General features: G+C 52.0%; 23 protein-coding genes. 11 read left to right on the top strand and 12 right to left on the bottom strand.

The window, feature by feature from the left end:
* Window positions 1–2: 2 nt before the first annotated feature.
* The 7 genes from AWR27_RS21495 to mnmC2 all read right to left on the bottom strand — a co-directional run bounded on the left by AWR27_RS21495 (window position 3) and on the right by mnmC2 (window position 8,436).
* Complete coding sequence (locus AWR27_RS21495) at window positions 3–1,085, bottom strand: hypothetical protein (protein WP_077133085.1); 1,083 nt, start codon at window positions 1,083–1,085, stop codon at window positions 3–5.
* A 14-nt stretch (window positions 1,086–1,099) separates the two neighbouring features.
* Window positions 1,100–2,191 (bottom strand): hypothetical protein, encoded by a 1,092-nt coding sequence (locus AWR27_RS21490; protein ID WP_077133084.1) that lies wholly within the window; start codon window positions 2,189–2,191, stop codon window positions 1,100–1,102.
* 211 nt (window positions 2,192–2,402) lie between these two features.
* A complete protein-coding gene (locus AWR27_RS21485) occupies window positions 2,403–4,055 on the bottom strand; it encodes a hypothetical protein (RefSeq protein WP_077133083.1) in 1,653 nt (550 codons plus the stop codon).
* 203 nt (window positions 4,056–4,258) lie between these two features.
* Entirely contained in the window at window positions 4,259–4,789 is a 531-nt protein-coding gene (locus AWR27_RS21480) for a hypothetical protein (protein ID WP_077133082.1), read from the bottom strand.
* A 127-nt stretch (window positions 4,790–4,916) separates the two neighbouring features.
* Window positions 4,917–6,974 carry a M13 family metallopeptidase gene (locus AWR27_RS21475; protein ID WP_083732929.1) on the bottom strand — a complete coding sequence of 686 codons (2,058 nt, stop codon included), beginning with the start codon at window positions 6,972–6,974 and terminating at the stop codon, window positions 4,917–4,919.
* Window positions 6,975–7,133: 159 nt separating this feature from the next.
* Window positions 7,134–7,724: a thioredoxin family protein gene (locus AWR27_RS21470; RefSeq protein WP_077133081.1), complete on the bottom strand. Its 591-nt coding sequence runs from the start codon at window positions 7,722–7,724 to the stop codon at window positions 7,134–7,136.
* Between the two features lie 34 nt (window positions 7,725–7,758).
* Window positions 7,759–8,436, bottom strand: a complete 678-nt coding sequence (gene mnmC2 / locus AWR27_RS21465) for a tRNA (5-methylaminomethyl-2-thiouridine)(34)-methyltransferase MnmC2 (protein WP_077133080.1) — start codon at window positions 8,434–8,436, stop codon at window positions 7,759–7,761.
* Window positions 8,437–8,490: 54 nt separating this feature from the next.
* Between mnmC2 and AWR27_RS21460 the strand changes: the two genes are divergently transcribed.
* Window positions 8,491–8,964, top strand: coding sequence for a DUF4293 domain-containing protein (locus AWR27_RS21460; protein WP_077133079.1), 474 nt, complete (start codon window positions 8,491–8,493; stop codon window positions 8,962–8,964).
* On the opposite strand, the gene AWR27_RS21455 is transcribed toward AWR27_RS21460, so the two are convergent.
* Both AWR27_RS21455 and AWR27_RS21450 read right to left on the bottom strand, forming a co-directional pair.
* Complete coding sequence (locus tag AWR27_RS21455) at window positions 8,915–9,568, bottom strand: phosphatase PAP2 family protein (protein ID WP_077133078.1); 654 nt, start codon at window positions 9,566–9,568, stop codon at window positions 8,915–8,917. The two genes, AWR27_RS21460 and AWR27_RS21455, sit on opposite strands and share 50 nt — an antisense overlap.
* Before the next feature lie 2 nt (window positions 9,569–9,570).
* Entirely contained in the window at window positions 9,571–10,038 is a 468-nt protein-coding gene (locus AWR27_RS21450; RefSeq protein WP_077133077.1) for a gliding motility lipoprotein GldH, read from the bottom strand.
* Window positions 10,039–10,148: 110 nt separating this feature from the next.
* Between AWR27_RS21450 and AWR27_RS21445 the strand changes: the two genes are divergently transcribed.
* The 3 genes from AWR27_RS21445 to AWR27_RS21435 are packed head-to-tail and all read left to right on the top strand — an operon-like array spanning window position 10,149 to window position 13,181.
* The gene (locus tag AWR27_RS21445) at window positions 10,149–10,508 is read left to right on the top strand and encodes a BlaI/MecI/CopY family transcriptional regulator (RefSeq protein WP_077133076.1); all 360 of its coding nucleotides are present in this window, start codon (window positions 10,149–10,151) and stop codon (window positions 10,506–10,508) included.
* Between the two features lie 2 nt (window positions 10,509–10,510).
* Window positions 10,511–12,199, top strand: a complete 1,689-nt coding sequence (locus tag AWR27_RS21440; protein WP_077133075.1) for a M56 family metallopeptidase — start codon at window positions 10,511–10,513, stop codon at window positions 12,197–12,199.
* A 4-nt stretch (window positions 12,200–12,203) separates the two neighbouring features.
* Window positions 12,204–13,181: a hypothetical protein gene (locus tag AWR27_RS21435; RefSeq protein ID WP_077133074.1), complete on the top strand. Its 978-nt coding sequence runs from the start codon at window positions 12,204–12,206 to the stop codon at window positions 13,179–13,181.
* 41 nt (window positions 13,182–13,222) lie between these two features.
* Here the strand turns inward: AWR27_RS21435 and AWR27_RS21430 are convergent, their stop codons facing one another.
* The 3 genes from AWR27_RS21430 to recQ form a co-directional block, all read right to left on the bottom strand.
* On the bottom strand, window positions 13,223–14,422 hold the full coding sequence (locus AWR27_RS21430) for a PSP1 domain-containing protein (RefSeq protein ID WP_232325896.1): 1,200 nt from the start codon (window positions 14,420–14,422) through the stop codon (window positions 13,223–13,225).
* A 97-nt stretch (window positions 14,423–14,519) separates the two neighbouring features.
* Complete coding sequence (purD, locus tag AWR27_RS21425; protein ID WP_077133073.1) at window positions 14,520–15,806, bottom strand: phosphoribosylamine--glycine ligase; 1,287 nt, start codon at window positions 15,804–15,806, stop codon at window positions 14,520–14,522.
* Window positions 15,807–15,890: 84 nt separating this feature from the next.
* The gene (gene recQ / locus AWR27_RS21420; RefSeq protein WP_077133072.1) at window positions 15,891–18,101 is read right to left on the bottom strand and encodes a DNA helicase RecQ; all 2,211 of its coding nucleotides are present in this window, start codon (window positions 18,099–18,101) and stop codon (window positions 15,891–15,893) included.
* A 109-nt stretch (window positions 18,102–18,210) separates the two neighbouring features.
* On the opposite strand from recQ, the gene AWR27_RS21415 reads away from it, so the two are divergent.
* From AWR27_RS21415 to AWR27_RS21385, 7 genes are all read left to right on the top strand, one after another.
* Window positions 18,211–19,179: a KpsF/GutQ family sugar-phosphate isomerase gene (locus AWR27_RS21415; protein ID WP_077133071.1), complete on the top strand. Its 969-nt coding sequence runs from the start codon at window positions 18,211–18,213 to the stop codon at window positions 19,177–19,179.
* A 277-nt stretch (window positions 19,180–19,456) separates the two neighbouring features.
* A complete protein-coding gene (locus AWR27_RS21410) occupies window positions 19,457–19,972 on the top strand; it encodes an RNA polymerase sigma factor (RefSeq protein WP_077133070.1) in 516 nt (171 codons plus the stop codon).
* Between the two features lie 210 nt (window positions 19,973–20,182).
* A complete protein-coding gene (locus AWR27_RS21405) occupies window positions 20,183–21,655 on the top strand; it encodes a phytoene desaturase family protein (protein ID WP_077133069.1) in 1,473 nt (490 codons plus the stop codon).
* Between the two features lie 48 nt (window positions 21,656–21,703).
* Entirely contained in the window at window positions 21,704–22,540 is an 837-nt protein-coding gene (locus AWR27_RS21400) for a phytoene/squalene synthase family protein (RefSeq protein WP_077133068.1), read from the top strand.
* Between the two features lie 138 nt (window positions 22,541–22,678).
* Window positions 22,679–23,752 carry an NAD-dependent epimerase/dehydratase family protein gene (locus tag AWR27_RS21395; protein WP_077133067.1) on the top strand — a complete coding sequence of 358 codons (1,074 nt, stop codon included), beginning with the start codon at window positions 22,679–22,681 and terminating at the stop codon, window positions 23,750–23,752.
* Between the two features lie 16 nt (window positions 23,753–23,768).
* Window positions 23,769–25,451, top strand: a complete 1,683-nt coding sequence (locus AWR27_RS21390; RefSeq protein WP_077133066.1) for a hypothetical protein — start codon at window positions 23,769–23,771, stop codon at window positions 25,449–25,451.
* Window positions 25,452–25,457: 6 nt separating this feature from the next.
* Entirely contained in the window at window positions 25,458–26,405 is a 948-nt protein-coding gene (locus AWR27_RS21385; RefSeq protein ID WP_077133065.1) for a glycoside hydrolase family protein, read from the top strand.
* Window positions 26,406–26,509 lie beyond the last annotated feature (104 nt).

The following is a 26,509-nucleotide window of genomic DNA, read 5'->3' as shown; positions in this document are numbered from 1 at the left end:
AATCAGAAGTAATAGCGAAGCGAAAGGCCAAAGGCAAGTACCCGGATTTTGGTATCGCCAAACTTTGTGCCGTAAAGGTTTGTGAGGCTGGAGCTTCCGTAAGCCAATGCTCCTACTTTATTTTTCCGAACGCCCAGCAAGCCAATAGCTCCAACGTGTGCCCGGCGCATGTCGAAGCCGTATTCAAGAATCTCTTTCTCACCATTGGCTTTTATAACCGCGCTTGTTCCCAGTATGCCATACGGCCCGCACCCCACCAGAAACCGCAGCCCGCCCGTGTTGGTCGAAGTATATACCAACGGCAAACTAAACTGCGCGTTATTCAGCGTCAGCGTGGCCGTAGTGGTTGTTCCCTGATCGTCGGTTTCGGTCCAGACACCGCCTAACTGCGCGTATTCAAGCGTTGGTTCGAGTGTCAGTTTTTCGGACAACGGCACCCGAACGCCCAGCCCGAACCGGCACACGAAGGCAAACTGGCTCGTAAACCGCTCGGTATTCTGAATAATCATATACTGCGCGGCTCCGGCACCGACGGTGGCAAATACGCTGGCTTTAGGATTATCGCCCACGGCCTGCTCCGACGCCCGCCCGCGTGTGCTGGTCTGCCGCCCCGATCCGCCAGAATCGGCGTCGCGCAACCCCTGCGGGCGATTGGTTGAGCGATTGGTTTCGGCAACGGGCACATTACGGGCCGGTTTCGGCTGCGATGCCGATAAACCTTTACGAGCAGGCGTAGCTGGTGCCGAACTCGCTACCGGCTCGGCTGGCCGAGTCAGCGTCTGGGCTGGTTTAGCCACAGCCGTGGCAGCAGGCGTTTGCGCAAATCGCTCTACATCGCCATTGGTATAGCGGATATAACTGATGTCGGTTTTATTGATGCGACTAACCGGCCCGCTGGCATTACCGAAAAGCCGGTAGCTGACTCCCGTTTCGTCAATTTCGTTGATAATTACCTCGATAACCGAATTATCGAGTTTCACAATCTGGTCAGGACGCCGGGCGGGCGTCTGGGCCGACGCGCCTACTTGATGAAGGTACAGCAACAGCAGAAGCGTGGGCCGGAGTAGGGTAAACAGTTGTTTCATGATGTAGATAGAAGTTAAGGAATGACAACAGAAACCGAACGTTTTTCGGCAGATAGGAATACCTCTAACTGTTTATTGTTCAGGCGCAACGGGCCGTGACGGTCGGGGCCGCTAAGTACAATCGTCTGCCCGTTTCGCTGTCGTACTACACCCTCCGGCGTCGAGATGAACAGCGACCCGTCGGGGCCAACGGCCAGCCCGTCGATAGGAGCCGCTACCTGAGCCAGCACCTGAAGCGGCTGACCAGCCCGGCCACCATACACGGCGTTGCCCTGGGTGAGATAGAATGATTGGCCAGCCGCAGGTATGAAGGCCGCAATAGGATGCGTCAGGGTGTAGAGCAGTACTCGCCGACCATCCTGTTGTAGCCAAAGGCCATAACCCGCACCCGATATTCCCCATACATAAAACCGGCCCGGCCCCGTAGCTACGAACTCATCTTTGGGCGTAGTTGCTGATATGCCAGGTGTGGGCCACGGACGCGTTTGGGTCGTGTTCGCGCCCGCGCCGACACGGGCAGGCGGGGCGGTTACCGAAGGGTGCGGGGCTGACCCGGTACGGCCCGACATTTCTTCCAAATCGGTGTAGCCCGCATTGCCCAGCACCCGCGCATCGGTAGGTTGCCAGCCGCTGCCAGACTGCTGCCGATGTTCGCGTTCCTGACTCGACTGTTCGGCCAACTGCTGCCCCAGCGCACCAATACCGCCTACAACCTGCTGCCGATTCACTTCGCCAACGGTTAGCACCTGCTGATGGGCCACCGTAGCATTCTGAAGCTGCTGCTGAATCGACGCTTCGAGCATCTGTTTGCGCTGAATTTCGGCCTGACGTTTTCGTTCGCGTTCTTCGGCTTCCTGTTCGCGTCGTCGCTGCTCGGCGGCTTCGCGCTGCCGGGCGGCCTCAGCTTCGCGGTTAATTTCTACCTGCTGAGCTGCAAGGTTGAGTTGGGCCTGCCGATATTGGTCTTGTTTTCGGCGTTCCTCAGCAGCTACTCGCTCCTGTTCTTCCTGCTTCCGGGCCGCTTCGCGTTTTTCGCTTTCATACCGGATACGAGCCTGATATTGTTCTTGTATCCGCTTCTGTTCATCTATTCGACGGATACGCAAGCAATCGCAGCAGTCATATGGAGTTTTCTCACCGGGTCGCACACAGTCGTACCAATGGCAATGAAGCGTACACCAGTTTGACGCGGCTGGTGTGGCACCTGGACACTGCGCCATTGCGTATGAACTCGCTATCAATGAAGCGATAAGGTAGATTATTGATCCGGTAACTATTCGTGTTCGCATTGTTGTTGACCCGAGTTAGTTTAACCGTTTAAAACTCTTTCCGCAGGTTGGCAGGTACATTATTGCCCCGGCTCTCATAGAGATAGGTGAGGGCTTCTACTTTGTTGAGTTGCTTCCGCAGGGCCATAATCTGTTCCACCCGCTGACCCTCAGTGGTCGTGGCGAAGTAGTTCATCAGCAACGCGCCAGTCCGGCCTTTATCGACCGTAAAATCGAGCAGCAACTGTTCTATTTCAGGCAGGGGGCTGTGCAGTAAATGGTAGGTGATTTCACGGGCGAGGTAGGTTTGCCCGGCCACAATCTGCTCGGCATCGTCGTCGGCCATGGCTTCGATACGGTCCTCGAACAGCAGCGCGAAATTAGACGATACGTCGGCCATGGCGGCTTCGGCTTCCTGTGTCAACTGCCCGGATTGCCCCAAGTAGTCGAGTGCCTGCTTGCCGTAAGTTTCGGCAGTTGACTGTATTGCCTGCGACGACGCGCCCGCATTGTCGGCACTGGCAACGCCCGCAATACCCGATGCCAGGCTGGTTAAGGCCATAAAACCGTTTTTACGTTTCTGCGCCCGCACCTGTCGCGCCTGCGCTTCCACGCGGTCACATATGCTGCCCACCCGTTTGACAATCGAATAATACTGACTGCCTTCCTGCGCGGCTAATCCAGAGTTCAGATAAGCCAGATTCAGGTCGCGGGCCAGTTTCATGAGCGTAGCCGTTTGTGGCTGTTCGCGCTGACGGGCCAGTTCGGCTAAGCGGCCAAAAGCGGCCTGTTTGATAGCAGCCTTCTCGAATGGACTGGTATGCAGGTTGTTGCAGGCGATTAGCGCGGCCTGATACGCACTGGCTGCACCGGCGGGGTCCTGCGTCTGCTCGAAACGCTCGCCAGCGGCCAAATAAACCAACGGCAGGCCCGGTCGGCTATAGACCGGAAAAGCCAGTTTGCGAACGTTGGTTTTAATTGCGTCGGGAACGGTGGTGTTTCGTAGCAGAAAATATGACTCGTCAGGCTGGTCATAGAGCGCGTATCCCAACTGCCCGATCTGGACCGGGTCTTTGAAGGCGTCGAGTCGTTTGGGAGTCTGTATGTTGATGGTCGAGCGTGAAACGAAGGCGTCGTTCAGAAAGCCTGAGTTGGGTACAGGACAGGGTACGAAACCGGGCAAGAGGTCGCTGCCTCTCTCGGCGTTGACCGCAGCGGGCGGGTACACCAAAACCCCGCGCATACTCCGGCCTTTGCTAAATGATTTGTCGGGCGGCACGTTCAGGGCAGCAAACATAGCCTGAGCTACAGCCTCGTAAATAGTGTTTAACAAAGCGGCCCGGCTACCGGCCTTAAACGTCGTGCGGACCCGCTTCAGAATTTTGCCTTCCTGCCAGACTTTCAGGTCAACACCCTTATCGCCAACCACACCCGATATGGCGAAATTGGCGAAGAATGGCTGGTCGGCCAGAAGTACTTCTACTGGCTTTCCATTGATTAGTAACGGGTTGCTGGTAAAAAACTGAAAAAGCGCGAACTGCTCCGACACGTTGGTTTCCTCATGCATCAGCGAACTGATGCCCACCGTCAGCACCTCTTCGTCTGCCGGAACGTTGGCAGCACGAGTCGGGGCATTGACAATGCCGATTAAGCAGTAAGCCGCAAACAGTAGTTTGCTAATAGAATCGCGGAGTGGGTTCATGACTAAAGAGGTGTGGATAACTCCGTTTGGCAATGCTCAAACAGATTGTCAAAACTAGGCCCGCACCCCCGCGCCGACAATACCGGGATCAAGGTATTTTCGCCCCAAAAACCCCCTTTTTTTTGGGGTATTTTCCCCCTTGACAAGCCAAAAGCCCGGTCATGTATAGATGACCGGGCTTTACTGTATCGACTACATAGTTCTTAGTTCACCAACTCGGCCAGGCGTTTGCCATCGGCATACATAATGTCAGCAATACGCCAGCGACCATTGGCCTGCTGCTCCATTTCGCAGCGCATTTCCTGCTCCTTGCCGTTGGTCTGATACGTTACGAACACCACGGCTTTTTCGCCTGCTATAACGGCTGGCAGCACCCAGCGTTTCTCGATAGCCGAATCGGGTACGTTGAAAAGTGGGTTGATTTTCCTTCGGTTAGCCGCAGCCTTCGAAGCGTTTTTGGTCAACTTAGCCGCCAGTGGTTTCGTAAAATACTGCTCGGCCAGCAATGGGTCTTTCGTTTCCAGAAACGGGTTTTCGTTAGCGTCGTGTTCAAAATACAGGGCGCGAACCAGCCGGTCGGCAGCAGAACGGGGCGCGTCGTTGGGGGGACGTTTGGTCAGGTCGGCGGGGGCTGCGGTTTGCTCAGTGGCGGGTTTGTCGGTGGTTTCCTGCTTCGGTTTTGTTTGGCACGACAGGGTCAGCAGGGCAAGAGCAAGGAAATGGGCAGTTTTCATAGTTGTTCGGGAAACTTTGGGACACAGCGATGCACGGAGGAGACACAGAGATACACAAAGTTTTTCTCAAAAAGAATAGCTCAGTGTATCTCTGTGTCTCCTCCGTGCATCGCTGTGTCCCCAAAAATTACCAGACCTTAATTCGGTCTTCGGGCTTTTTGTACATCTTATCGCCCGGCTTCACGTCGAAAGCATTGTACCAGGCCGTGATGTTCGATAGCGGGCCGTTGCAGCGGTAAATGCCGGGCGCGTGGGGGTCGGTCAGAATTAGTTGGGCCTGTGTTTCGGGCAGTACGTTGATACGCCAGATTTGTGCCCACGACAGAAAGAACCGTTGATCGGGCGTGAAGCCGTCGATCAGGCTTTTCTTCGGATTAGCCCGCCCCTGCGCCGTTTTCTTGAACGCGTCGTAGGCAATCGACAGCCCGCCGAGGTCGGCTAAGTTTTCGCCGAGGGTCAATTGGCCGTTCACTTTGAGCGAATCGAGCACTTTAAAACCAAAAAACTGCTCTTTCACCTGATCGGCGCGTTTTTTAAAATTCTGGGCATCGGTGGGCGTCCACCAGTCGCGCAGGGTGCCGTCGGCATCGTATTGCCGTCCCGAATCGTCGAAGCCGTGCGTCATCTCGTGGCCGATTACGGCACCAATACCACCATAATTTACGGCATCGTCGGCTCCAAAATCGAAGAACGGAAATTGCAGAATAGCCGCCGGAAACGCAATTTCGTTGTTGACCGGGCTGTAGTAGGCGTTCACGGTGGGCGGTGTCATACCCCACTCGGTACGGTCAACGGGTTTGCCGAGCCGGTTAATCATATACTTGTACGACCACTTGCTGGCCGACTTTACGTTGCCATAAAAATCATCGCGGGTGATGGTTACGCCGTCGTAGTTTTTCCACTTGTCGGGGTAGCCAATCTTGCGTTTAAAAGCCGTTAACTTCGTTAAAGCTTTCTTTTTCGTTTCTTCGCTCATCCAATCGAGACCCCGAATATGTTCTTTATACGACGCTTCGAGGTTGTCGACCAACGTAAGCATTCGTTGTTTAGCTTCAGGCTTGAAATACTTCTGTACGTAAAGCTGACCGAGCAAATCGCCGAGCGAACCATCAATCAGACCGCTTACGCGCTGCCAGCGGGGTGTTTGTTCTTTCTGCCCGGTCAGCACCCGCGAGAAGGCAAAGTTTTGTCTCACAAACGCATCGCTCAGATAAGGAGCCGCCCCACGCACCAACTGCCAGCGCATGTACGTCCGTAAATCTTCGACAGGCGTAGCGGTGAGCAGACTGTCGAGCGATTGATAAAACTTCGGATTTTGCACCAGTACCGTGTCCTGCCCCGAAACGCCGTATTTGGTCAGTTGGTCGGCCCAGTTAACGCCCGGCGTTTGCTGACTGAACTGAGCAACGGTCAATTTATTGTAGGTTTTGTATGGGTCACGCAACTCCACGCGGGGCATTTGCGCTTTGGCGAGTGCTGTTTCGAGCCGCATTATTATGTCGGCATTTTGCGAGGCCCGTGTAGGTTCTTCGCCGACAAGGGCAAACATTTTTGCCACGTTATCGAGATACGCATCCCGAATTTTCTGGCTGCGGGCGTCGTTTTTCAGGTAATAATCGCGGTCGGGCAGGCTGGTGCCGCCCTGACTGAATTGCGGGAGGTATTTGGAGACGTTTTTGCGGTCCTGCGCCACGAAGAAGCCGAACAACATGCTATTGCCCTGCGTGCGCTGGTAGGCCAGTTCGTTTAGGAAGTCGGTTTTATTATTTACTTTATCGACCCGCGCCAGATCGGGTTTGAGTGGGTCGAAGCCGCGCTTTTCAATGGTCAGGCTGTCCATGCCGCTCGTATAGAAGTCGCCGACCATCTGATAGAGCCGCCCCCGCGTGGTGGTTTTGGTGGCGTCTTCGAGCAGCGTTTTCATGGCATCGAGACTTTTTTCGCGCAGTTCGTTGAAACTCCCCCACGACGTTTTCGAAGCCGGAATAGCGTTCTGCTTCAACCAATTGCCATTGGCATATTGGTAAAAATTATCGCCCGGCTTCACCGACGTATCCATATTTTGCGGGTCGATGTATTTGCGCGGATTGGCTTTGGGCAGATGAGCGGGTTTCTTTGGCGGTGTCGCGGCCACTAATGCAAATGCAATACCTGCCGCTGACAGCAGGCTCAGTCGTTTGTTCATAAAATTGAGTATCGGGTTAATTTTCACAAAGGTAAAGGGGAACCGAATCGTCGGCCCGGACGGATTTAACGGATAGACACAGATTTATTTGTCTTATACAAATATCCGTGTTCATCCGTAAAATCCGTGTAATCTGTGTTCCCCTTTACCTGAACAGAATTACTTCGATAGCGAACCCTGAAAGTTTTTGGCGTAGGTGCCGGTTTTATATTCGTCGAATGGCTCTTTCTGGTGATAATTTTGGCCGAAATAGGTGATAATCTGGTGGAACGTGCGCGGCTCCAGATAACCCGGAATGGGCTGAATCAGTTGAAATTTCTCGTCCAGAAATACCGTTGTCGGATAACTCATCTGATTTTTCATAAGTGCAGCAGCCAGTTCCTGAACGCCCCGACCACCGCCACTGCTCACGTATTTGAACGTTTGCTTACCCAGCGTAATGTCGCCGGGTGCTTCGGCGTTGAGCTTTACGGCATAAAAATTCTGGTTTACGTAATCGACAATGGCCGGTTTGGTGAACGTTTCGCGGTCCATGACCTTGCACCAGCCACACCAGTCGGTGTAGACGTCGATGACGAATTTTTTCGGCACTTTCTGCGTCAGCGCGTAAGCTTCCTGAACAGTCAGCCATTTGATTCGTTTTGGTTCAGCTTTGGCATTTTGATGCATATTGACCGGCGCGGGCGACATGCGGAACGCGCTGATGATCAGCATAAGGAAGGCGGCAAAAAAGAGCAGGCTACGTTTCATGGATACAGCAGTTTTATAGATAACGTCTTGCTTGTCATAAAATTGGCGGTGAAATAGCCCGCAGCACCTCGCGTTTACGCGCCGGGCCGGGGTGTTTCTCAACCGTAAAACCAGCCGCCCGCAAATTACGCTGCACGTAACTTTTTGAGCAGTAGGTAGTCAACAAACCACCCGGTAGCAAGAAACACGCCAATCGCTGAAAAATTTCCGGCTCCCAGAGTTCGGGTTGAGCCGACGGGGCAAAGGCGTCGTAATAGACCAGATGAAACCGCTCGTTGGTCTGCCAGTTTTGCAGCGACGTTTGCTGTTTGTTAAGGGTAAAAAATGGGCTGATATTGACCGTTTCGTGCCAGGGCGAAGCGTGCAGCGCATTCAGGAATGTTGTGCCTAAAGCCACATCGAAATTCAATTTCTGACTCTCTTCAGGCGGTAGCGGGTAGGCTTCAACGCCCGTGTAGGCCACCGGGCGACCGTGCCGTTCGGCTTCGCGGGCAGTCAGCAGGGCGTTCAGGCCAGTGCCAAATCCCATTTCAAATACCCGCAGCGGCACGTTGGCAAATCGCTCGAAAGCAGCCTGCAAACCCAACTCGATAAACACCCGCTGCGATTCCTGCACGGCCCCGTGTATGGAATGATACGTAACGCCGAGGGTTTCGTGCCGGACCGTATGCGACCCGTCGGCAGTGAGCAGGAGTTGGATGTCGGCTTGCATAATCGTCACGAATTAGGCTACTTTTGCGGACAAAATTTCTTTTCTGTTACAACAATGATTCAACGCGTTCAAACAATATTTCTGTTTCTGATTGTGGTGGCAATGGGCGTGGCCCTGTCGTTGCCGTTGTGGGAAAAAATTGGTACACAGGCTTCTGAAACGGCCCAGCTTACGGCCCTGCAATACAGCGAAAAGCAAGGCATTACTACGTTGGTAACATCTGTCTGGTATTTGGGTTTGCTGGTAGCATTGGTCGCGCTCTCGTCGTTGTACGCCATTTCACAGTATCGCAACCGCCTGACACAGACAGCTTTGTGCGCCGTAAACGCGCTGTTACTGACGGGTGTAATGGGTATTATTCTCTACCGAACGCTCTATGCCGGAAAAGCCTACGGCAACCCCGACGATCAGGGCACGTTCTTGCCGGGCTTCTATGCCATCATCGCGGCTTTGGTCTGCAACGCCCTTGCCAACCGGTTCATCCGTCGCGACGAAAAGTTGGTGCGCGGTTCTGACCGGATTCGGTAGCGTACACCCACCGGTGCATGAGCCACCAGACGAGCAGCGTCGACGCCGAACCCACCAGCGACCCGACGTAAGCATCCTGGACAAAATGCTGGAACAAATACACCCGCGAGTAGCCGGTCAATGCGGCCAGCAGGAAGAAAAACCAGCCCCGCGCCCTGCGGTCGTCGATCAACGCCAGCATCAGAAACAGCGCAAATGCTGAGGTCGTATGCCCCGACGGGAAGCTATTATAACTATGAATATCAAGCCCTTCGATAAGGTGGTATTGCTTAATGGAATGTTCAAAGTACAGCAGCGGGCGGGGTGAATTGGTAAATACTACGGTTTTCAAAAACACCGATACCAGCGACGAAAGCGCGAAACTGGCAAACGTCATCAGCCCCACCCGCCAGCTGTAAATCAGCACAATCAGGCAGACCGCCACGAAAAAAACACCATCGCCGAGGTAGGTGGCGTAGGTAAAAAAAACGTCGGCAGCGGGGCTGTTGCGGGCATTTACCCACTGCATCAACTGCGTTTGCGAATAGAGCAGTTGCAGCATGCCCACCACAACCAAAGCCAGCGCATAGGGCAAAAAGAAGAAGCGGTTCTGGCGAAAGAGCATAATCAGTTGGCCTTCTCGACGGTGATGCCTACACTCTGAATATTCAGGAGCGGGTCTTGCCGCATATACTGCCGAATCTGCATGGTGTATTGCCCCGGCTTCGGGAAGCGGTAATTGCGCTTCATCAAGAACTTATGGTCGAACAAATCGCCCAGACCGTCGCCGTTGGGTTTGCCGGTTTTGGGGTCCAGCAAAATCAGTTCATCGAGCCGCGACTCAATTTCTTTACCGTTCGCATCGCGCAGGTAACGGGTCAGATACAGATTAAAATACCCGTATGACAGGTTATTTCTGAGATTGTAATAGATATTGTACGGCACCGTTGCGTCCTTGATCTCGAACGTAAACGAGGGCGCGTTTTTGATATACCACTTCCCGTCTTCAATGTCGGTGTATTCTTTGTATACGGTGTTCGGATCGCAGCCAATAAGCAACCACGCCACCAGCAACACACATCCTGATAACCTCATAGCGTTTAACATAGCATAACAAAATTACGTCCGCAGACCGGGCTTTTCAAAAGTCGCAAAAAACGATGGAGATAGTTTGTAAACTACAAAAATAGTTTTACGTTTGTCGTATGGAAAAGCTAACCGCCAAAGAAGAAGAGATTATGCAGGTACTCTGGAAGATGGAACCGTGTTACGTGAAAGACATGGTGCCGCATTTCACGAACCCGCCCCTGCACTACAACACCGTTTCGACTATTGTACGCAACCTCGAAGAAAAAGGCTACGTCGGCCACCGCGCTTACGGTAATACGCACGAATACTACTCGGTCATCAGCAAAGAGCAGTACCAGAATCGCTTCGTGATTACGAAGGTCGTAGGCGATTATTTCGATAATTCGTACAAGAATCTGGTAAGCTACTTTGCTCAAAATGAGAAAATTAGTGCCGATGAGTTACGCGAAATTCTGGCAATGATTGAAAAAAAGTAACTATGGAAACGCTGCGCTATGTGCTACTTGCCAATGGGCTGTTGGCGGTGGTGGTAGTGGCTTATTACGTGCTGCTTCGGCGCGAAACGTTTTTTGCCGCCAATCGGGCCGCGTTGTGGCTGGGCTTAACTGCGTCGGTGGGGTTGCCACTACTTCAACTACCCGACTACCGGCCCGAACCCGTGCGGGCGGTGATGCAGCAAACGGCGCAGCGAGTTTTACCCAAACTGGCACCCGCGCCACCGACGCCCGACGTGACCATTACTTACCCCAATCAACGCACATACCGCGCTTTCACGAACGCAATGCCCCAACCCGGCTGGTCGTGGCCGAACTGGGTGCTGCTCGCCTACGGTGCGGTTGCGCTGAGTCTGATGGTTCGGTTTGTGGGTCAACTCTGGTCGCTGCGCCGACTGTTGCGACAATCTGAACACGAACCCTACGACGATTTCGTACTGGTTCGGAATGCTAATGTAGCATCGCCATTTTCGTTTTTTCGGTATGTAGTTGTCAACCCCGACCGGCACACGCCCGACGAACTGGAGCAGATTCTGCGGCACGAGCGCGTACACGTTCGGGCGTGGCACAGTGTCGATATGGTTATTGCTGAGTTATTGTGCATTGTCGGCTGGTTCAATCCGGCGGTGTATTTGTTCCGCCACCTGCTGCATCAAACGCTCGAATTTCAGGCCGACCGCGCTGTGCTGGCCGAGGGCGTCGATGCGCGGGCGTATCAATATAACTTAGTAAAAGTGAGCCTGTCGGTGAATCAGCCGGGACTAACCAATTCATTTAGCAAATCGTTTCTGAAACAACGTATTGTCATGATGAATCGAACACGTTCGAAGCGTTGGCTATTAATTCGTTATGTGGCGTTATGCTTGTGTGTTTCAGGCTTTGGCATTGCCTGCCAAAAACAAGTGGACTATACATACGTCAAGAGCAGGAACGGAACTATATATGGCCTGATTACTGCCCGCACTACACAATCGAGTTTTGACACACTGCGGCAGGTTCTTCTTGAGAACAACATCTCATTAACAGTTGATACGTTGATGCACTCAAGCGATGGGCGCATTAGTCGAATTGCACTGAGTATGCAGGTGCCGAAGCCCGGACATCCGATTAGCACCACAGTAGGCGGCTTAAGTGGTCGAATGAATATTCCGTCGTTTGGTCTGCGCTGCAACGCTAATCAGTGCCAAATTGGCCCCATTGATGAGTCATTTCCGGCGTCGTTGCAACTATTAGCCCAGCGTGAAAACACTCAATTCTTTCTGAGTGATGCGGCAGAGCAGTCGGACTATAGGTCTACGATGAACTTGCAATCAGGAGTTTATCGCGTTTTCTTCCGCAATGATTTTCTGGAAAGCAGCTTTATGGGTTTAAGACAAACGGCCATTCATGTAACGCCCGATTTTCACCTCGACACGTATCCTGAATACCGTAAAGCCATCATTTTTATCGACGGTCAGGAAGTGAGCCGGGAGCAACTACACCAACTCGACCCGCTAAATGTTAAGAAACTGGTGGTATACGAAGGAAAAGCAGCCGTTTATAGATTTGGTGACGAACGAGCAAAGCAAGGACTTATCTTGATTACCAGATTCAGCAACCGTGACGTCTACGACCGCTATGCGGGTACACCCATGCTCGAAATTGCTTACCCGGACAAGTTCGCTAAAAAGTAAGCATATGTATACCTTCACTAACCGATTCAGCAGCCCCAACCTGAAGCAACGCATCGCGATGCTGAATCAGGCAAAATCGAACCGTTTAGTGTGGGGGCGATATGGGCTGTGGCTTGGCGTCATCGGATTGATATTATTGGCCTGTCAGCACGAGCGACAGGCCGAAAAAATTAGTCTGAAACGCATTGAACCCATTGCGCCAACCAATGCAACGCGCCGGCACGTTCGCGAGCTGGATGCTGATGAAGAGTGGTATATAGTGTCCGCTTTCCCAAACCGTGAGCGTACTTTAGTAATGAACGGACGTAGGGTAAAAGCAGGCAATTTTACAGCGTTTCCGAATTATTTATGCATCCGCAACAATCGGTTAGCCCTCGAACTGCCGACCGGCGAACAAACGAAAGTGTATATTAACGGCAAGGAAGCCACGATAAATGCGTTAGAACAGCTAACATTTGACGAAGTAGCCGAACTTTTTATGTACAGCAGACGGGCCAGTCTATCCCGCCAACCCGACACTGACCGACATCGAATATTAATCAGCACTACACATCGACCCTTGCCCAACACGGCAGACCGGCGCGACATGAAGCAATTTCTGATGGCGTCTGCCATTACAAACAATCCGTTTGGTGAAGCCAATACCTTTTCCATGAATCGGTTGCTCGAAGCTACCTTTTTTCAGGATAAACGCGCTTTCGTAGAACGCACCAAAGACGATCATCTTAGCCTACTACCAGATTATCAGCAAGATATTGACGTTTACATCAACGGCCTCGACGCAACCCCGGCAGACATCAAGACTATTCACATTCGGGAAGTCGACCGGCTCTACACAAGCGAGCGTTCTTATAAGCAGTGGCTTACGAATACCCCCAACCGACTAAGCCGTTATATTTTATACATTCAAACTACACCGAAACGGGCCAAACGCGATAGCAGCTACTACGTGTTTAGTCCGTTTTACACGGGTGATTTTTAGACGCAACAACCCCGACCTTCACAAGCCGGGGTTGTTTATTTTTAAGTCGCTGTTCCATTCGGCGCGGGTTTGGCATTTCCGCCACCTCCGCCTTTCGATTTTTTCTTTTTCTTCTTGCTGCTACTCTTTGTAGCGTACTTGGCGTCAAGTTTTTGCAGGTCGCTGTTGAGTGCGGCTATCGGAACAGCTTCCTTTTCGCCAATTGGCGTCAGCACGTCGAACGATTCGGGAATTACACCGCGCTTATTCAACTCCACAATCTCCAGCACGCGCGGAATGGGCAGGCAGTGCCACGTACTCTCGGAATTGTAGCCAAACCACATCAGCTTACGAAAGATGTCGGTTTTTTGCAGCCATGCCCGGCCTTTCTGCGTTTCGAGCGGTTTGTCGATGGCTGGAATGTCGCGCAGGGCGTCCATGTACGTATCCAACTCGTAGTTCAGGCAGCACTTCAGCCGCCCGCACTGCCCCGACAGTTTGGCCGGGTTGAGCGACAGGTTTTGATAGCGGGCCGCTGATGTGGCGATGTTTTTGAAATCAGTAAGCCAGGTCGAGCAGCAGAGTTCGCGCCCGCAGGAGCCGATGCCGCCCAGACGCCCCGCTTCCTGCCGCAGACTAATCTGCCGCATCTCGATGCGGGCCTTAAATTCACTCGCCAGCATCTTGATCAGCTCGCGAAAATCGACGCGCTCCTCCGACGAGTAGTAGAAGGTAGCCTTCGTGTTATCCGACTGAAACTCAACGTCGGAGAGTTTCATGTTCAGTTTCAGGTCGCGCACAATCTCGCGCGAACGATAGAGCGCGGGCAGGTCGCGCAGAATGGCCTGCTCGTGCCGTTCCATATCTTTCGGCGTGGCAATGCGGTGAATCACTTTCGTGTCGTCATTGATTTTGACACTCCGTTTTTTCACCTGCAACCGTACCAATTCGCCCTGCATCGACACGGCCCCAATATGATAGCCCGACTGCATTTCGCAGACTACATAATCGCCCGTGGTTAAGTCAAGCTGATGCACGTTGCGGTAGTATTCTTTCCGCCCGCCTTTAAACTTAACCTCTACGACATCGTATCGTTTTATCCCCGGCACGGCAATATCACTCAGCCAGTCGAACGAATTCAGTTTATTACAGCCCCCGGTGCTACACCCCCCGCTGCCACACCCGACAGTGGCCGTTTTCTGACCATCGGACGCGCCACGTTGGGTTCCGCACCCACCGGTTGCACAGGATTTACAAGACATAGTTATATAGTGATGAGTGATAAGTGATGAACGATGAGTGTTTTAGCATTTACCTGAGCGGCTCGACTACTCATCTCTTATCGTTCATCTCTCATCGTTAATCCGCGTATCGAATCAGGTCAAGCCCGATGTCTTTGCGGTATCGTTTTCCGTCGAATTGCACCATCCGGGCCGCTTCCTGCGACTTCCGAACGGCGTTTTCGAGCGAGTTAGCCTGTGCCGTTAGGGCCAGCACCCGCCCCCCGTTGGTCAAAATATGACCGTTCTGAGCCAGCGTTCCGGCATGAAAAGCCGTTACATCGTCCAGACGCTCCAGTTCTGTAATAGCTTTGCCCTTCTCATAGGCATCGGGATATCCTCCCGATACAACCACCGTTGTAACGGCGGTTTGCCCCGATATCTGCAAGGTAATTTTGTCTAATTCCCCATCTGCCGTTGCCACCATCAGTTCGACCAAATCAGTCTGAATACGCGGCAAAACAACTTCCGTTTCGGGGTCGCCCATGCGGGCATTATACTCGATAACGAACGGTTCGCCATTTACTTTCATCAAACCTACAAAGATAAAACCTTGATAGCGAATACCTTCCTGCTGCAAACCTGCCAACGTAGGCTTCACCACCTTTTCGTCGACCTTCCGCAGAAACGACTCATTGGCGAACACCACTGGCGAAACGGCACCCATACCACCCGTGTTGGGACCGGTATCGCCCTCGCCGATGCGTTTATAATCTTTGGCTTCGGGCAAAATTTTGTAGTTCGTGCCATCGCTCAGCACAAACACCGACAACTCAATTCCGCGCAGAAACTGCTCAATCACCACTTTGCGGCCCGCATCGCCAAATTTACCGCCAGCCAGCATATCGTGCAGCGTAGATTGCGCTTCGGTCAGCGTTTCGGCAATAACAACGCCTTTACCAGCCGCAAGCCCATCGGCTTTGAGTACAATGGGAAGTGTATGCGTTTCGAGATAGGCTAATCCCTCCGTGAGCGTGTCGGGTGTGAACGTGCGTGACGTGGCTGTTGGAATGCCGTATCGGTGCATAAACGCTTTGGAAAAATCTTTGCTGCCTTCGAGTTGCGCCCCCTGTGCATCGGGGCCAACAATTCGCAGGTCGGCCAAATCAGGCTGTTGCCGCAAATAATCGACAATGCCTTTCACGAGTGGCTCTTCCGGTCCCACAATCAGCAGGTCGATAGCATGAGCGCGAATAGCTCCGGCTACCCCGTCGAAATCGTTATAGTCAATAGGCAGATTAACAGCCACCTGCGTCGTGCCGGCGTTTCCGGGGGCAACAAAAAGGGTATCACAAAGCGGGCTTTGGGCCATTTTCCACGCAAATGCATGTTCGCGCCCCCCCGAACCAAGAATCAGTATGTTCATTTCTTTGAGTGATGAGTGATAAGCGATGAGCGATGAGTAACAAGTTGAAAAAACACTCATCACTCATCATTCATCATTCATCACTCAGTTTGCTACTTCCGAGAGGAATTTGATACGCATCAGGCGCAGGTCCTGTTCGGTGAAATCGTCGCCACCGAATTCGCGCATGGCAACGGCAATGTTGTCGGTTTCGGCCCGCATGAAGTATTCATAGATTTCGTCCTGCCGGTCTTCGTCCATCACCTGATTGATGTAGTAATCGAGATTTAGCCGCGTACCAGAGTAGCAGATGTGCTCGATTTCTTCCATCAGGTCTTCCATTGATAACGATTTCGACTCGGCAATCTCATCTAAATCAACTTTACGGTCGATTTGCTGAATAATGAAGATTTTAACTTTCGATTTGTTGACCGTCGATTTAACGACGACGTCTTTATCGGTTTCGATCTCATTTTCTTCAACGTACTTGGCAATCAGCTCGATGAAGGGCTTACCAAATTTCTGCACCTTGCCCATACCTACCCCGTTGATCTGCGCCATTTCTTCGCGCGTAGTGGGGTACGTCGTCGCCATCTCTTCCATAGATGGGTCCTGGAAAATGACGTAAGGCGGCAGGTTCTTTTCTTTGGCAATTTTCTTGCGCAACGCTTTCAGCAGGCTAAGCAGCTCCTCATCGTAAGCGGCTCCGCCCGACGTCGGCGACGCATCTTTGTCATCGTCGGTGGTTTGGTCGGCCACCTGCTGATCGTAGTCGTGGTCTTTGGCGAGCGTGACAGGGTACGGGTCTTCGATATAGTTCAGACCCTTCTGCGTCAGCTTCAGTACGCCATAGTTATCGACGTCTTTTTCAAGATAGCCGAGAATTGCGATCTGTTTTATGAGCGAACACCACCAGCCGCAGTCTTCGTTAAACTCTTTTCCCTTGCCATACACGTCGAGCCGGTCGTGTTCGTAGCTCGTTACGTACTGATTGCCGGTTGCCGTCAACACATCGGCGAGGTGCGCCACGTCGAACCGCTGATCGGTTTGGAGCACCGTCCGCAGTGCCAGCACTACCTCCTGCTGTACTTTTATTTTTTCGGTCGGTTTCAGGCAATTGTCACAAAAACCGCAGTCTTTATCTAAATATTCGCCGAAATAGCCCAGCAATTGCCGTCGGCGACACGTGCCGAGGTTCGCGTAAGAAACCATTTCGGTTAGCAGGTGCCTGGCATTGTCGCGTTCCGTTACGGGTTTGTCTTTGTTGAATTTCTCCAACTTAACAATGTCGTCGTAACTGTAGAACATAATGCAGTTGCCCTCCAGCCCGTCGCGACCGGCGCGGCCTGTTTCCTGATAGTAGCCCTCGAGCGATTTGGGCGCGTCGTAGTGTATCACGAACCGGACGTCGGGTTTGTCGATACCCATGCCGAACGCAATGGTAGCGCAGATAACGTCGGCATCTTCATTGAGGAAAGCGTCCTGATTTGCCATGCGCGTTTGTGGGTCAAGCCCGGCATGGTAGGGCAGTGCCCGAACGTCGTTGACGCGCAGCAGTTCGGCAATTTCTTCGACTGTTTTGCGGCTCAGGCAATACACAATCCCCGACTTGCCTTTGTTCTGCTTGATGTATTTGATCAACTGCTTTTTGGCGTCGACCTTCGGCTTTATTTCGTAGTACAGATTTTTGCGGTTGAACGAGGTCTTGTACAGATTGGCCTCCTCCATTTGCAGGTTTTTCTGAATATCCAACTGCACTTTGGGCGTAGCTGTGGCCGTGAGGGCAATAACCGGCAGGTTGCCGATGTTATCGACAATACCCCGAATTTTTCGATACTCAGGTCTGAAATCGTGCCCCCATTCTGAGATACAGTGGGCTTCGTCGATAGCTACGAATGAAATATTGGCTTTCTTTAAAAAGTCTAAATTTTCTTCTTTAGTCAGCGATTCGGGGGCGATATACAGCAGTTTCAGCGAACCGTTCAGCGTGTCTTTTTTGACCTTATTCATTTCGGTCTTAGACAGGGTTGAATTCAGAAACTGAGCATTGATGCCAAACGCATTGAGCTGATCTACCTGATTTTTCATCAGCGCAATCAGGGGCGAAATCACGATGGCCGTACCGTCGTTGACAATAGCAGGTAACTGATAACAAAGCGATTTACCAGCACCTGTGGGCATAATCACAAACGTGTTGCGGCCCGATAGAATACTGTGAATAATGGCCTCCTGATCACCCCGAAACTGACTGAATCCAAAAATCTCTTTAAGCCGTTCTTTGAGGGTCTCATAGACCGTCTGATCAACCTGCATCATTCTATAAAACGTACAAAAGTTACTTTACACAATCAGGCTTACCGTATCTTTGCATTACAAACGTAAGCGAATATAACACCATTCTTTTTCTTCTTCGCGAACAGAAGCCTTGAAAGTAGCAAAAAATCATCAAAGTATTGCCCGCTCGGTACTTCAGGCCGAAGCTGAGGCCATTCAAAACGCCATTGCTCAACTCGACGAGCAATTTGACGATGCCGTCGATACCCTGCTGGCCTGCGCGGGTCGTCTGGTGGTGACGGGGGTTGGCAAAAGCGCACTTATCGGTCAGAAAATCGTAGCCACGCTCAATTCGACCGGTACACCGGCGTTGTTTATGCACGCTGCCGACGCCATTCACGGCGACCTCGGCATGATTCAGCACAATGATGTGGTGATGGCTATCTCCAAAAGCGGCAACACCGCTGAAATTAAGGCATTAGTGCCACTGCTGAAACGGGCTGAGGTGCCACTGATTGCGCTCGTCAGCGACCGCAAATCGTATCTGGCCCGTCATGCCGACTTTGTGTTGCTGGCCCACGCCGAACGCGAGGCCGACCCGCTCAATCTGGCTCCCACAACCAGTACTACCGTGGCTCTGGCCCTCGGCGACGCGCTGGCTGTTAGTTTGCTCGACGCACGCGGCTTCACCCGGCAGGATTTTGCCCGTTATCACCCTGGCGGCTCATTAGGCAAGAAGTTGTACTTAAAGGTAGTCGATATTTTTCCGCACAACGCCTGCCCCTGTGTATCTCCCGACGCAATGGTTCGCGATGTTATTTTTACCATCTCAGCTAATCGGCTGGGAGCTACGGCGGTTGTTGATCAGGCTGGCTTGCTGGCAGGCATCATTACCGATGGCGACATTCGGCGCATGGCTTATCAGCACAACGCGTTCTGGGAACTTCATGCGCAGGACGTTATGACGCCCACACCCGTTTGTATCAGCCCCGACGATTATGCAGTGGAGGCATTACGGCTGATGCAGGAAAAGAACATTTCTCAATTGGTTGTAGCTGACCAAAAACAGGTGAAAGGCTTCGTTCATCTACACGATTTATTGCGAGAAGGTTTGGTTTAGCCGAATAACAGGGTGTACTTTGTTTAAGATAAAAAGCCGAATGTTAAACAAGTTCTACACCCCACATTCCACAAATTGGGGGATAAATTCCACACTCCACACTTATTTGGGGGCAACGTATAGTCTCTGTTTTTGAAATTTTAATGTTTTCAAATGCCTGTTTCTGACTTGTTTAGGCTGTTTTTTGAGAAAGGTCAAAAAAATTTGCAAAGAGTGGTTGCTTATTTGTTTAATAGCTGTGTAGATTTGATTCAACAAATAAAACTCTTAAACAACCATGACCGCGCTCGAATTCACCAATCATATCGGCAAAGTATCTAAATCACTGCGCCCATTTGCTCTCCGGTTAACCAAAGATGTAGAGGATGCTAATGATTTGTTGCAGGATACATTGTTGAAAGCTTTCACCAATCGGGACAAATATACCGACGGCACCAACCTGAAGGCATGGTTGTACACGATCATGAAAAACACCTTCATCACGAACTACCAGCGTATGGTTCGGAAAAACACATTCATCGACACAACCGACAACCTACACTACATTAACTCGACGGAAAGCAGCACCGAAAATCTGGCGTACTCTTCGTTCGCCCAAGACGACATTAACCGGGCCGTAAACAGCCTGGACGATACATACCGAACCCCGTTCATGATGCATTTCCGGGGCTTCAAGTACCACGAAATCGCAGCGAAGCTGGATATTCCCATCGGTACGGTCAAAAACCGTATCCACATAGCTCGCAAAGAATTGAAAGACCAGCTAAAAGTTTACGCTTATTTTAATGCGTAAGCGATACTTTTCTCGATACACTCCGTCTAAGGTGTATTGATTGAGTAGTTTTTGGTTAAAAAAGAGGAAGGTTCAGAAAAGTTGGATGGATTCCGTCCAACTTTTTTTACTTTTCGTGGTTAAAAAAGTAGTTTGACGATTAAAATTCATAGCCATTGGCTGTTTACAACCGCTCTAAGCTTTGATCGTCACCTATTTCAAAAACCACCGATGCCAAAGCGCGTTCTTGTGATTGGGGCTGGTTTTGCGGGTCTTTCTGCTGCCACCAGCCTTGCCTCCAAAGGTTACGACGTAACCATCCTTGAGAAAAATAGTATGCCCGGCGGTCGGGCACGGGTGTTTGAAGCGAATGGCTTCACGTTCGATATGGGGCCAAGCTGGTATTGGATGCCCGACGTATTCGAGTCGTACTTTGCCCGCTTCGGTAAAAAACCCGCTGATTACTACGATCTTGTTCGGCTCGACCCTTCCTACTCGGTTGTGTTCAGCCCCAGCGAGGCCGTCGACCTTCCGGCTGGTCTGAGCAATCTGGAAAAACTTTTCGAGCAGTTTGAACCCGGCAGCAGCCCACGGCTGCGCGATTTTCTGAATCAGGCGTCGTACAAATACGACGTGGGCATGAATAACTTCGTCTGGAAGCCCAGCCGTTCGGTTACGGAGTTTCTGAGCCTGAAACTGTTGTACGATGTCACGCGCTTAGACGTGTTTCAGTCGTTCGCATCCCACGCCCGCAAATTTTTCACACATCCGCGTCTGCTCGAAATTGTGGAGTTTCCGGTGTTATTCCTGGGTGCTACACCAGAAAATACGCCTGCCATGTATAGTTTGATGAACTATGCCGAAATGGCGATGGGTACGTGGTATCCAATGGGCGGCATGCATCAGATTGTGAAGGGCATGGTAAGTTTGGCGGAGGAGAAAGGCGTTAAGATTCTGCTCAATCAGACCGTTCAGAAAATCGACGTTACGGAGGGAACTGCCCGTCGTGTGGTAACTGACAAAGGTGTTTTTGAATCCGACGTGGTTGTGGCCGGTGCTGATTATAATCACGTAGAAACAGCCTTAGTTGACCCGGCAAATCGTAATTATGACGACGCGTACTGGAAAAAGCGCGTTATGGCTCCCTCATCGCTCCTGTTTTATCTGGGTGTGAACAAACGCGTTCCCCGGCTGCGACACCATAATTTGTTTTTCGATGAAGATTTCAAACAGCACGCGCACGAAATCTACGAAGACCCGCAGTGGCCTACCAAGCCGCTGTTCTATGCGTCGGCTCCGTCGAAAACCGATCCCAGCGTAGCCCCCGATGGCTGCGAAAACCTGTTTCTGCTTATCCCCGTCGCACCCGATCTGGCCGACGACGAAACTACCCGCGAACGGTACTACCATATGATTATGGAGCGTCTGGAAGCTTACGTGGGTGAAGACGTTCGGAGCCATGTAGTGTATAAACGCAGTTACGCCCACCGCGACTTCAAGAGTGACTATAACGCCTTTCGGGGTAATGCGTATGGACTGGCAAATACGCTTAGACAAACAGCTTTGCTGAAACCGGCTCTGAAAAACAAAAAAGTGAACAATCTGTTCTACACGGGTCAGCTCACGGTTCCGGGGCCGGGTGTACCGCCGTCACTTATTTCGGGGTTGGTTGTGGCTGATGAAGTGGTGAAGGAGTTTGCTTAATTTTTTGCATCTTACCACTTTCCTCTATTCTTTTCTCCGTAAAACCCTATGATGGCGTTGTTCAATAAGACCGCACTGGAATGCAGTAAATTAATCACGGAGCATTACAGTACGTCGTTTACGTTGGGGATCAAAACCCTCGACCGCAAATTTCACCTGCCCATCTACGCCATTTATGGGTTTGTTCGCTATGCCGACGAAATTGTGGACACCTTCCACGACTTCGACAAAAAAACGCTGCTTACCCGTTTCCGCCACGACACGTATCAGGCTATAGAAGAAGGCATTAGCCTGAATCCGGTGTTACAATCGTTTCAGTTGGTGGTACGCGAATACAAGATTGAGCGCGAGCTTATCGATGCTTTTCTGCATAGCATGGAGATGGATTTGTATGAGCAATCATACAGTGATGATGGCTACAACGAATATATTTATGGTTCGGCAGAAGTGGTGGGTCTGATGTGTCTGCGCGTATTTTGTGAAGGTGACTGCACTCAGTTCGATCACCTGCGCGAACCGGCCCGCAAACTCGGCGCGGCTTTCCAGAAAGTAAATTTTTTGCGTGATCTTAAAAGTGATTATGAAGACCGGGGCCGCACTTATTTCCCCGGCGTCGATTTTTCTGAATTTGGCCCAGATGCCAAAACACGTATCGAAGAAGATATTCAACGCGATTTCGATGAAGCGTACATCGGTATCATGAACCTGCCTCGCGGTGCCCGCATGGGCGTATATCTGGCTTATACGTACTATCAGACGCTCTTCAATAAAATCAAACAATTGCCGCCTTCCATTATCCAGAGCCAGCGCATCCGGGTGCCAAACCCGCAAAAATTTGCGCTGCTGGCACAGACCTATCTAAAGTATAGGCTGAATGTGCTTTAACCATTTACGAAAATACTACGCAGGTCTGTAGTCTGTCGGCACCGACAACTGCGAAAATTTCCGTTACTTTGTTCTGGAATACAACCTCATAAGTAGTACTTTTCGGTTAACGAAGCCGCTATACGCGCTGAAAACACTATGAATATTGCATTAGTTACGGGTTCGGCGGGCCTCATCGGCAGTGAAGCCGTCGCCTTTTTCGCCGATAAATTCGACCTCGTCGTCGGCATCGACAACAACATGCGTCAGTACTTCTTCGGACCCGACGGCTCCACCGACTGGAACCGAAACCGACTCGCCGACGCCTTCCCCAACTACCACCACCGCACCGCCGACATCCGCGAGGTGCCCCAGCTCCAGACCATCTTCCAGGAGTTCGGAACCGACATCAAGCTCATCCTCCACACCGCGGCCCAGCCCTCCCACGACTGGGCCGCCCGCGAACCCTTCACCGACTTTGGCGTCAATGCCGTCGGCACGCTTAACCTCCTGGAGATGACCCGCCTGCACTGCCCCGAAGCCGTCTTCATCTTCACCTCCACCAACAAAGTCTACGGTGACAATCCCAACTTCCTGCCCCTCATCGAGACCGATACCCGCTGGGAAATCGAGCAGACCCATGCCTACTTTGAACACGGCATCGATGAACACATGAGTCTGGACCATACCAAGCACTCCATCTTCGGGGCCAGCAAAGTAGCCGCCGACATCATGGTCCAGGAGTATGGCCGCTACTTTGGCATGAAGACGGGCGTTTTCCGGGGGGGCTGCCTGACGGGCCCCAACCATTCGGGGGCGCAGTTGCACGGCTTTCTGAGTTATCTGATGAAGTGTGCCATCACCGGCACCCAATACACGATCTTTGGCTACAAGGGCAAGCAGGTGCGGGACAACATCCACAGTTGGGACCTGGTAAATATGTTCTGGCATTTCTATCAGAACCCCCGAGCGGGCGAAGTCTACAATGCGGGTGGTGGCCGGTATGCCAACTGCTCGATGCTGGAGGCCATCGGGTTGTGCGAAGAGATTTCGGGCAACGTGATGAACTACCAGTACAGTGAGACCAACCGGAGTGGGGATCACATCTGGTACATCTCGGATCTGAGCAAGTTCCAGGCCCACTATCCGGGCTGGTGGTGGACGTATGATCTGAAGGCGACGATGGTGCAGATTCACGACAGCATGGTAGCCCGTCTGGCCGTAGCTAAATAAGCGTCCGGGTATTCTTATGCTCCGGTTCGATTCTAACCCGTTTATTTACTGGCTGATTGTTTACGGTTTATGCTGGCTTTTGGGGTGGGTAACGGTGCAGCTTCGGCTTAGCCGTCCGGCATTTGCCGTGGCCGCACTTGGTCTGCTGTTTCTGCTCCGATTGCCCAGCATCGTCTACAACAATGAGGTCAATCCTGATGAAAGTCAGATGATTGCGCAGGCTCTCACGTTGCGGCAAGACCCCGTTTATTTCCGGTCGGTCGATGGCACAACGGGAGGGCCTTTAGACAGCTACTTTCTGATCCTGCCTACGTTCGTTGGTCTACCCTTCGATTTTATTTCGGCCCACCTGACGGCCTATGCCTTAGTTGCGCTCAGTTTATGGCTATTTTTTCTGACCGCGCAACGCTGGTTTGGTGAAACGCCCGCCCGGTTGGCTCTGCTACCGCTGGTGTTTATGCTTGGCCTAACGCAAAATGGCGATTTTCTCCACTACAACAGCGAGTTGGTCGCCATTGTGTTGTTGGGCTGGAGTACGCTGCTATACGCGGTATTGCTTACCGAAACGCGCCCGCCCATCTGGCGGCTGGCTCTAATTGGTTTTCTGTTAGGAATGATTCCTTATGGTAAACTTCAGGGCGTACCAATTGCCGCCGTGATTGGGCTATTTGCAGGATTGGTTGTGTTGGCAGGGTCGGGCCTGACGAGTATCGAAAAAACTGTTCGTCTGGCTGCGCTGGCCGTGGGGGGGCTTGCCTTCTCGGCACTTTTCATTGGCTTTATGTGGCTCAATGGCATGTACGACGATTTTGTAACGTTCTACATCATTGGTAACTTCCAGTATGCCAGCGATTCCAATCAATTGCTTAGCCTGCTGCGTTTGCCTGCTTTTTTTCAGAAAGGCGAAGCATTCGGCTGGTTTGTGACGTTGGTACTGGCTGTGGTTATGGTGGCGGTTGTGATGGCCCGGCGTCGGGCGGTGCGGGTAGTTAGCCCAGGCTGGCAGAAAATAGGGTTTGTTGTGTTGCTCGTACTTGCAACGATTTTCTCGATTACGCGCACAGGTTCGGAGTATGTGCATTACCTGTTTTTTCTGATAGGGCCACTGCTGCTGCTGCTGGCACGGGCATGGGACGTGTTGCTGCAAAGTACTCCACAAAATCGGCGGCACTGGTGGCCGCTGGGTTTGCTGGCAATTTTTCTGCTCGTGTTTGGTGTGCAGATGGGCCTGCGCATTGCTCAGAAACAGCCGATGAATACCTACGTCAGCGAATGGCAGGGTGGTTGGGCCATTCAGCAGTCGCCGGTGTCGAAAGAGATTGCAAAATATGCCAGACCTGGCGAAAAACTGGCCGTTTGGGGTTGGCGATGCGACTATTACGTGCAAACCCAAATGCCGCAGGGCGTAGCCGAAAATCATACCATTCGCAGCGCGTTTGCGCATCCGTTACAGGCAACCTACCAGCAACGCTACGTTCGCAATATGATGCGCTCAAAACCAGCCGTCTTTGTCGACGCCGTAGGAAAAAACAACCTCTGGATGACCGACCGCGCTACGCAGGGACATGAACTGGTAAAACCACTTCAGGAGCTTATAAAGTCTCAGTATCAATACGTTGGCATGGTGCACGACACACGCATTTTTGTGCGGAACGACCGGGCAAAATCACCATTATCTCAAGACCGCAACCAGCTATAACATCCTATGTGGACAAAACAAGGACTGATCTATAAACCCGATGGCTCGCAGGCGTTCAGCCGCACCCACGCGCAGGTGCCATTTGGGTATCCGCTCGACGACAAACTCCGGGTCTATTTTGCCACCCGCGACGAAAACAGTTCCTCGGCAACCTCTTTCGTTGAACTTGACCCCGACGATCTTAGTAAGGTGCTGTATGTTCACGATAAACCCTGCCTGACGAAAGGAGCCGTGGGTATGTTCGATGAAACCGGAGCTATGCCTTCGTGGTTTTTGCCGGTTCAGTCCGACGATTCGGACGATGAAATCTGGCTGTACTACACAGGCTGGAATAAAAGCGAAACCGCCAGCTATCGGCTTGGCATTGGCCTGGCTATCAGCCGCGACGGTGGGTTAACCTTCGAGCGCAAGTTCACCGGCCCCCTGCTCGACCGCTCGATCTACGATCAGGTGTGGGTAGCGCAACCATGCGTGATACGTGAGGGTAACTCGTGGCGAATGTGGTACTTGTCGTGTACAAAAATAGAGGTCATCAACGGTCATCCCGAACCATTTTACGACGTAAAATACGCTGAATCGCAGGACGGTATCCGCTGGGAACGCACGGGCCACGTTTGTGTGGGTTATGACGAATTTACAGACGCCATTGGCCGGCCAACGGTGTATAAAGACGGGGAGCTGTACAAAATGTACTTCTCGTATCGGAACGCCATCAATTACCGCACCGACGTGCAGCGCAGCTACCGGATTGGTTATGCCGAATCGAAAGACGGCATCAACTGGGAACGCCACGACGACCGGGCGGGCATCGAACGCTCGGCAGACGGCTGGGACTCGCTCATGATGGATTATTGTCACATTTTCCCGCACCGCAATCAGTGGGTAATGCTGTATAATGGCAACGGGTTCGGGGCGTCGGGCTTCGGCTATGCCACAAATCAGATGAAACCCTGAGTAAGATCAGCGTGTTAACTGGGGCAGATGCCTTAATTTTGTACGTTTCCGCTCAGTAAGAAAGCCCTCGCAACGTGGCTTTCGCCCGGACAGGAGTCTAACTT

This window comes from Spirosoma montaniterrae, assembly GCF_001988955.1.
GTDB lineage: Bacteria > Bacteroidota > Bacteroidia > Cytophagales > Spirosomataceae > Spirosoma > Spirosoma montaniterrae.
This window is presented reverse-complemented; position numbering and strand designations above follow the sequence as displayed.

Coding starts and splice junctions, on each gene's coding strand:
- AWR27_RS21495 (WP_077133085.1), bottom strand. CDS start 1,085: ATGAAACAACTGTTTACCCTACTCCGGCCCACGCTTCTGCTGTTGCTG.
- AWR27_RS21485 (WP_077133083.1), bottom strand. CDS start 4,055: ATGAACCCACTCCGCGATTCTATTAGCAAACTACTGTTTGCGGCTTAC.
- AWR27_RS21480 (WP_077133082.1), bottom strand. CDS start 4,789: ATGAAAACTGCCCATTTCCTTGCTCTTGCCCTGCTGACCCTGTCGTGC.
- AWR27_RS21475 (WP_083732929.1), bottom strand. CDS start 6,974: ATGAACAAACGACTGAGCCTGCTGTCAGCGGCAGGTATTGCATTTGCA.
- AWR27_RS21470 (WP_077133081.1), bottom strand. CDS start 7,724: ATGAAACGTAGCCTGCTCTTTTTTGCCGCCTTCCTTATGCTGATCATC.
- mnmC2 (WP_077133080.1), bottom strand. CDS start 8,436: ATGCAAGCCGACATCCAACTCCTGCTCACTGCCGACGGGTCGCATACG.
- AWR27_RS21460 (WP_077133079.1), top strand. CDS start 8,491: ATGATTCAACGCGTTCAAACAATATTTCTGTTTCTGATTGTGGTGGCA.
- AWR27_RS21455 (WP_077133078.1), bottom strand. CDS start 9,568: ATGCTCTTTCGCCAGAACCGCTTCTTCTTTTTGCCCTATGCGCTGGCT.
- AWR27_RS21450 (WP_077133077.1), bottom strand. CDS start 10,038: ATGAGGTTATCAGGATGTGTGTTGCTGGTGGCGTGGTTGCTTATTGGC.
- AWR27_RS21445 (WP_077133076.1), top strand. CDS start 10,149: ATGGAAAAGCTAACCGCCAAAGAAGAAGAGATTATGCAGGTACTCTGG.
- AWR27_RS21440 (WP_077133075.1), top strand. CDS start 10,511: ATGGAAACGCTGCGCTATGTGCTACTTGCCAATGGGCTGTTGGCGGTG.
- AWR27_RS21435 (WP_077133074.1), top strand. CDS start 12,204: ATGTATACCTTCACTAACCGATTCAGCAGCCCCAACCTGAAGCAACGC.
- AWR27_RS21430 (WP_232325896.1), bottom strand. CDS start 14,422: ATGTCTTGTAAATCCTGTGCAACCGGTGGGTGCGGAACCCAACGTGGC.
- purD (WP_077133073.1), bottom strand. CDS start 15,806: ATGAACATACTGATTCTTGGTTCGGGGGGGCGCGAACATGCATTTGCG.
- recQ (WP_077133072.1), bottom strand. CDS start 18,101: ATGATGCAGGTTGATCAGACGGTCTATGAGACCCTCAAAGAACGGCTT.
- AWR27_RS21410 (WP_077133070.1), top strand. CDS start 19,457: ATGACCGCGCTCGAATTCACCAATCATATCGGCAAAGTATCTAAATCA.
- AWR27_RS21405 (WP_077133069.1), top strand. CDS start 20,183: ATGCCAAAGCGCGTTCTTGTGATTGGGGCTGGTTTTGCGGGTCTTTCT.
- AWR27_RS21400 (WP_077133068.1), top strand. CDS start 21,704: ATGATGGCGTTGTTCAATAAGACCGCACTGGAATGCAGTAAATTAATC.
- AWR27_RS21395 (WP_077133067.1), top strand. CDS start 22,679: ATGAATATTGCATTAGTTACGGGTTCGGCGGGCCTCATCGGCAGTGAA.
- AWR27_RS21390 (WP_077133066.1), top strand. CDS start 23,769: ATGCTCCGGTTCGATTCTAACCCGTTTATTTACTGGCTGATTGTTTAC.
- AWR27_RS21385 (WP_077133065.1), top strand. CDS start 25,458: ATGTGGACAAAACAAGGACTGATCTATAAACCCGATGGCTCGCAGGCG.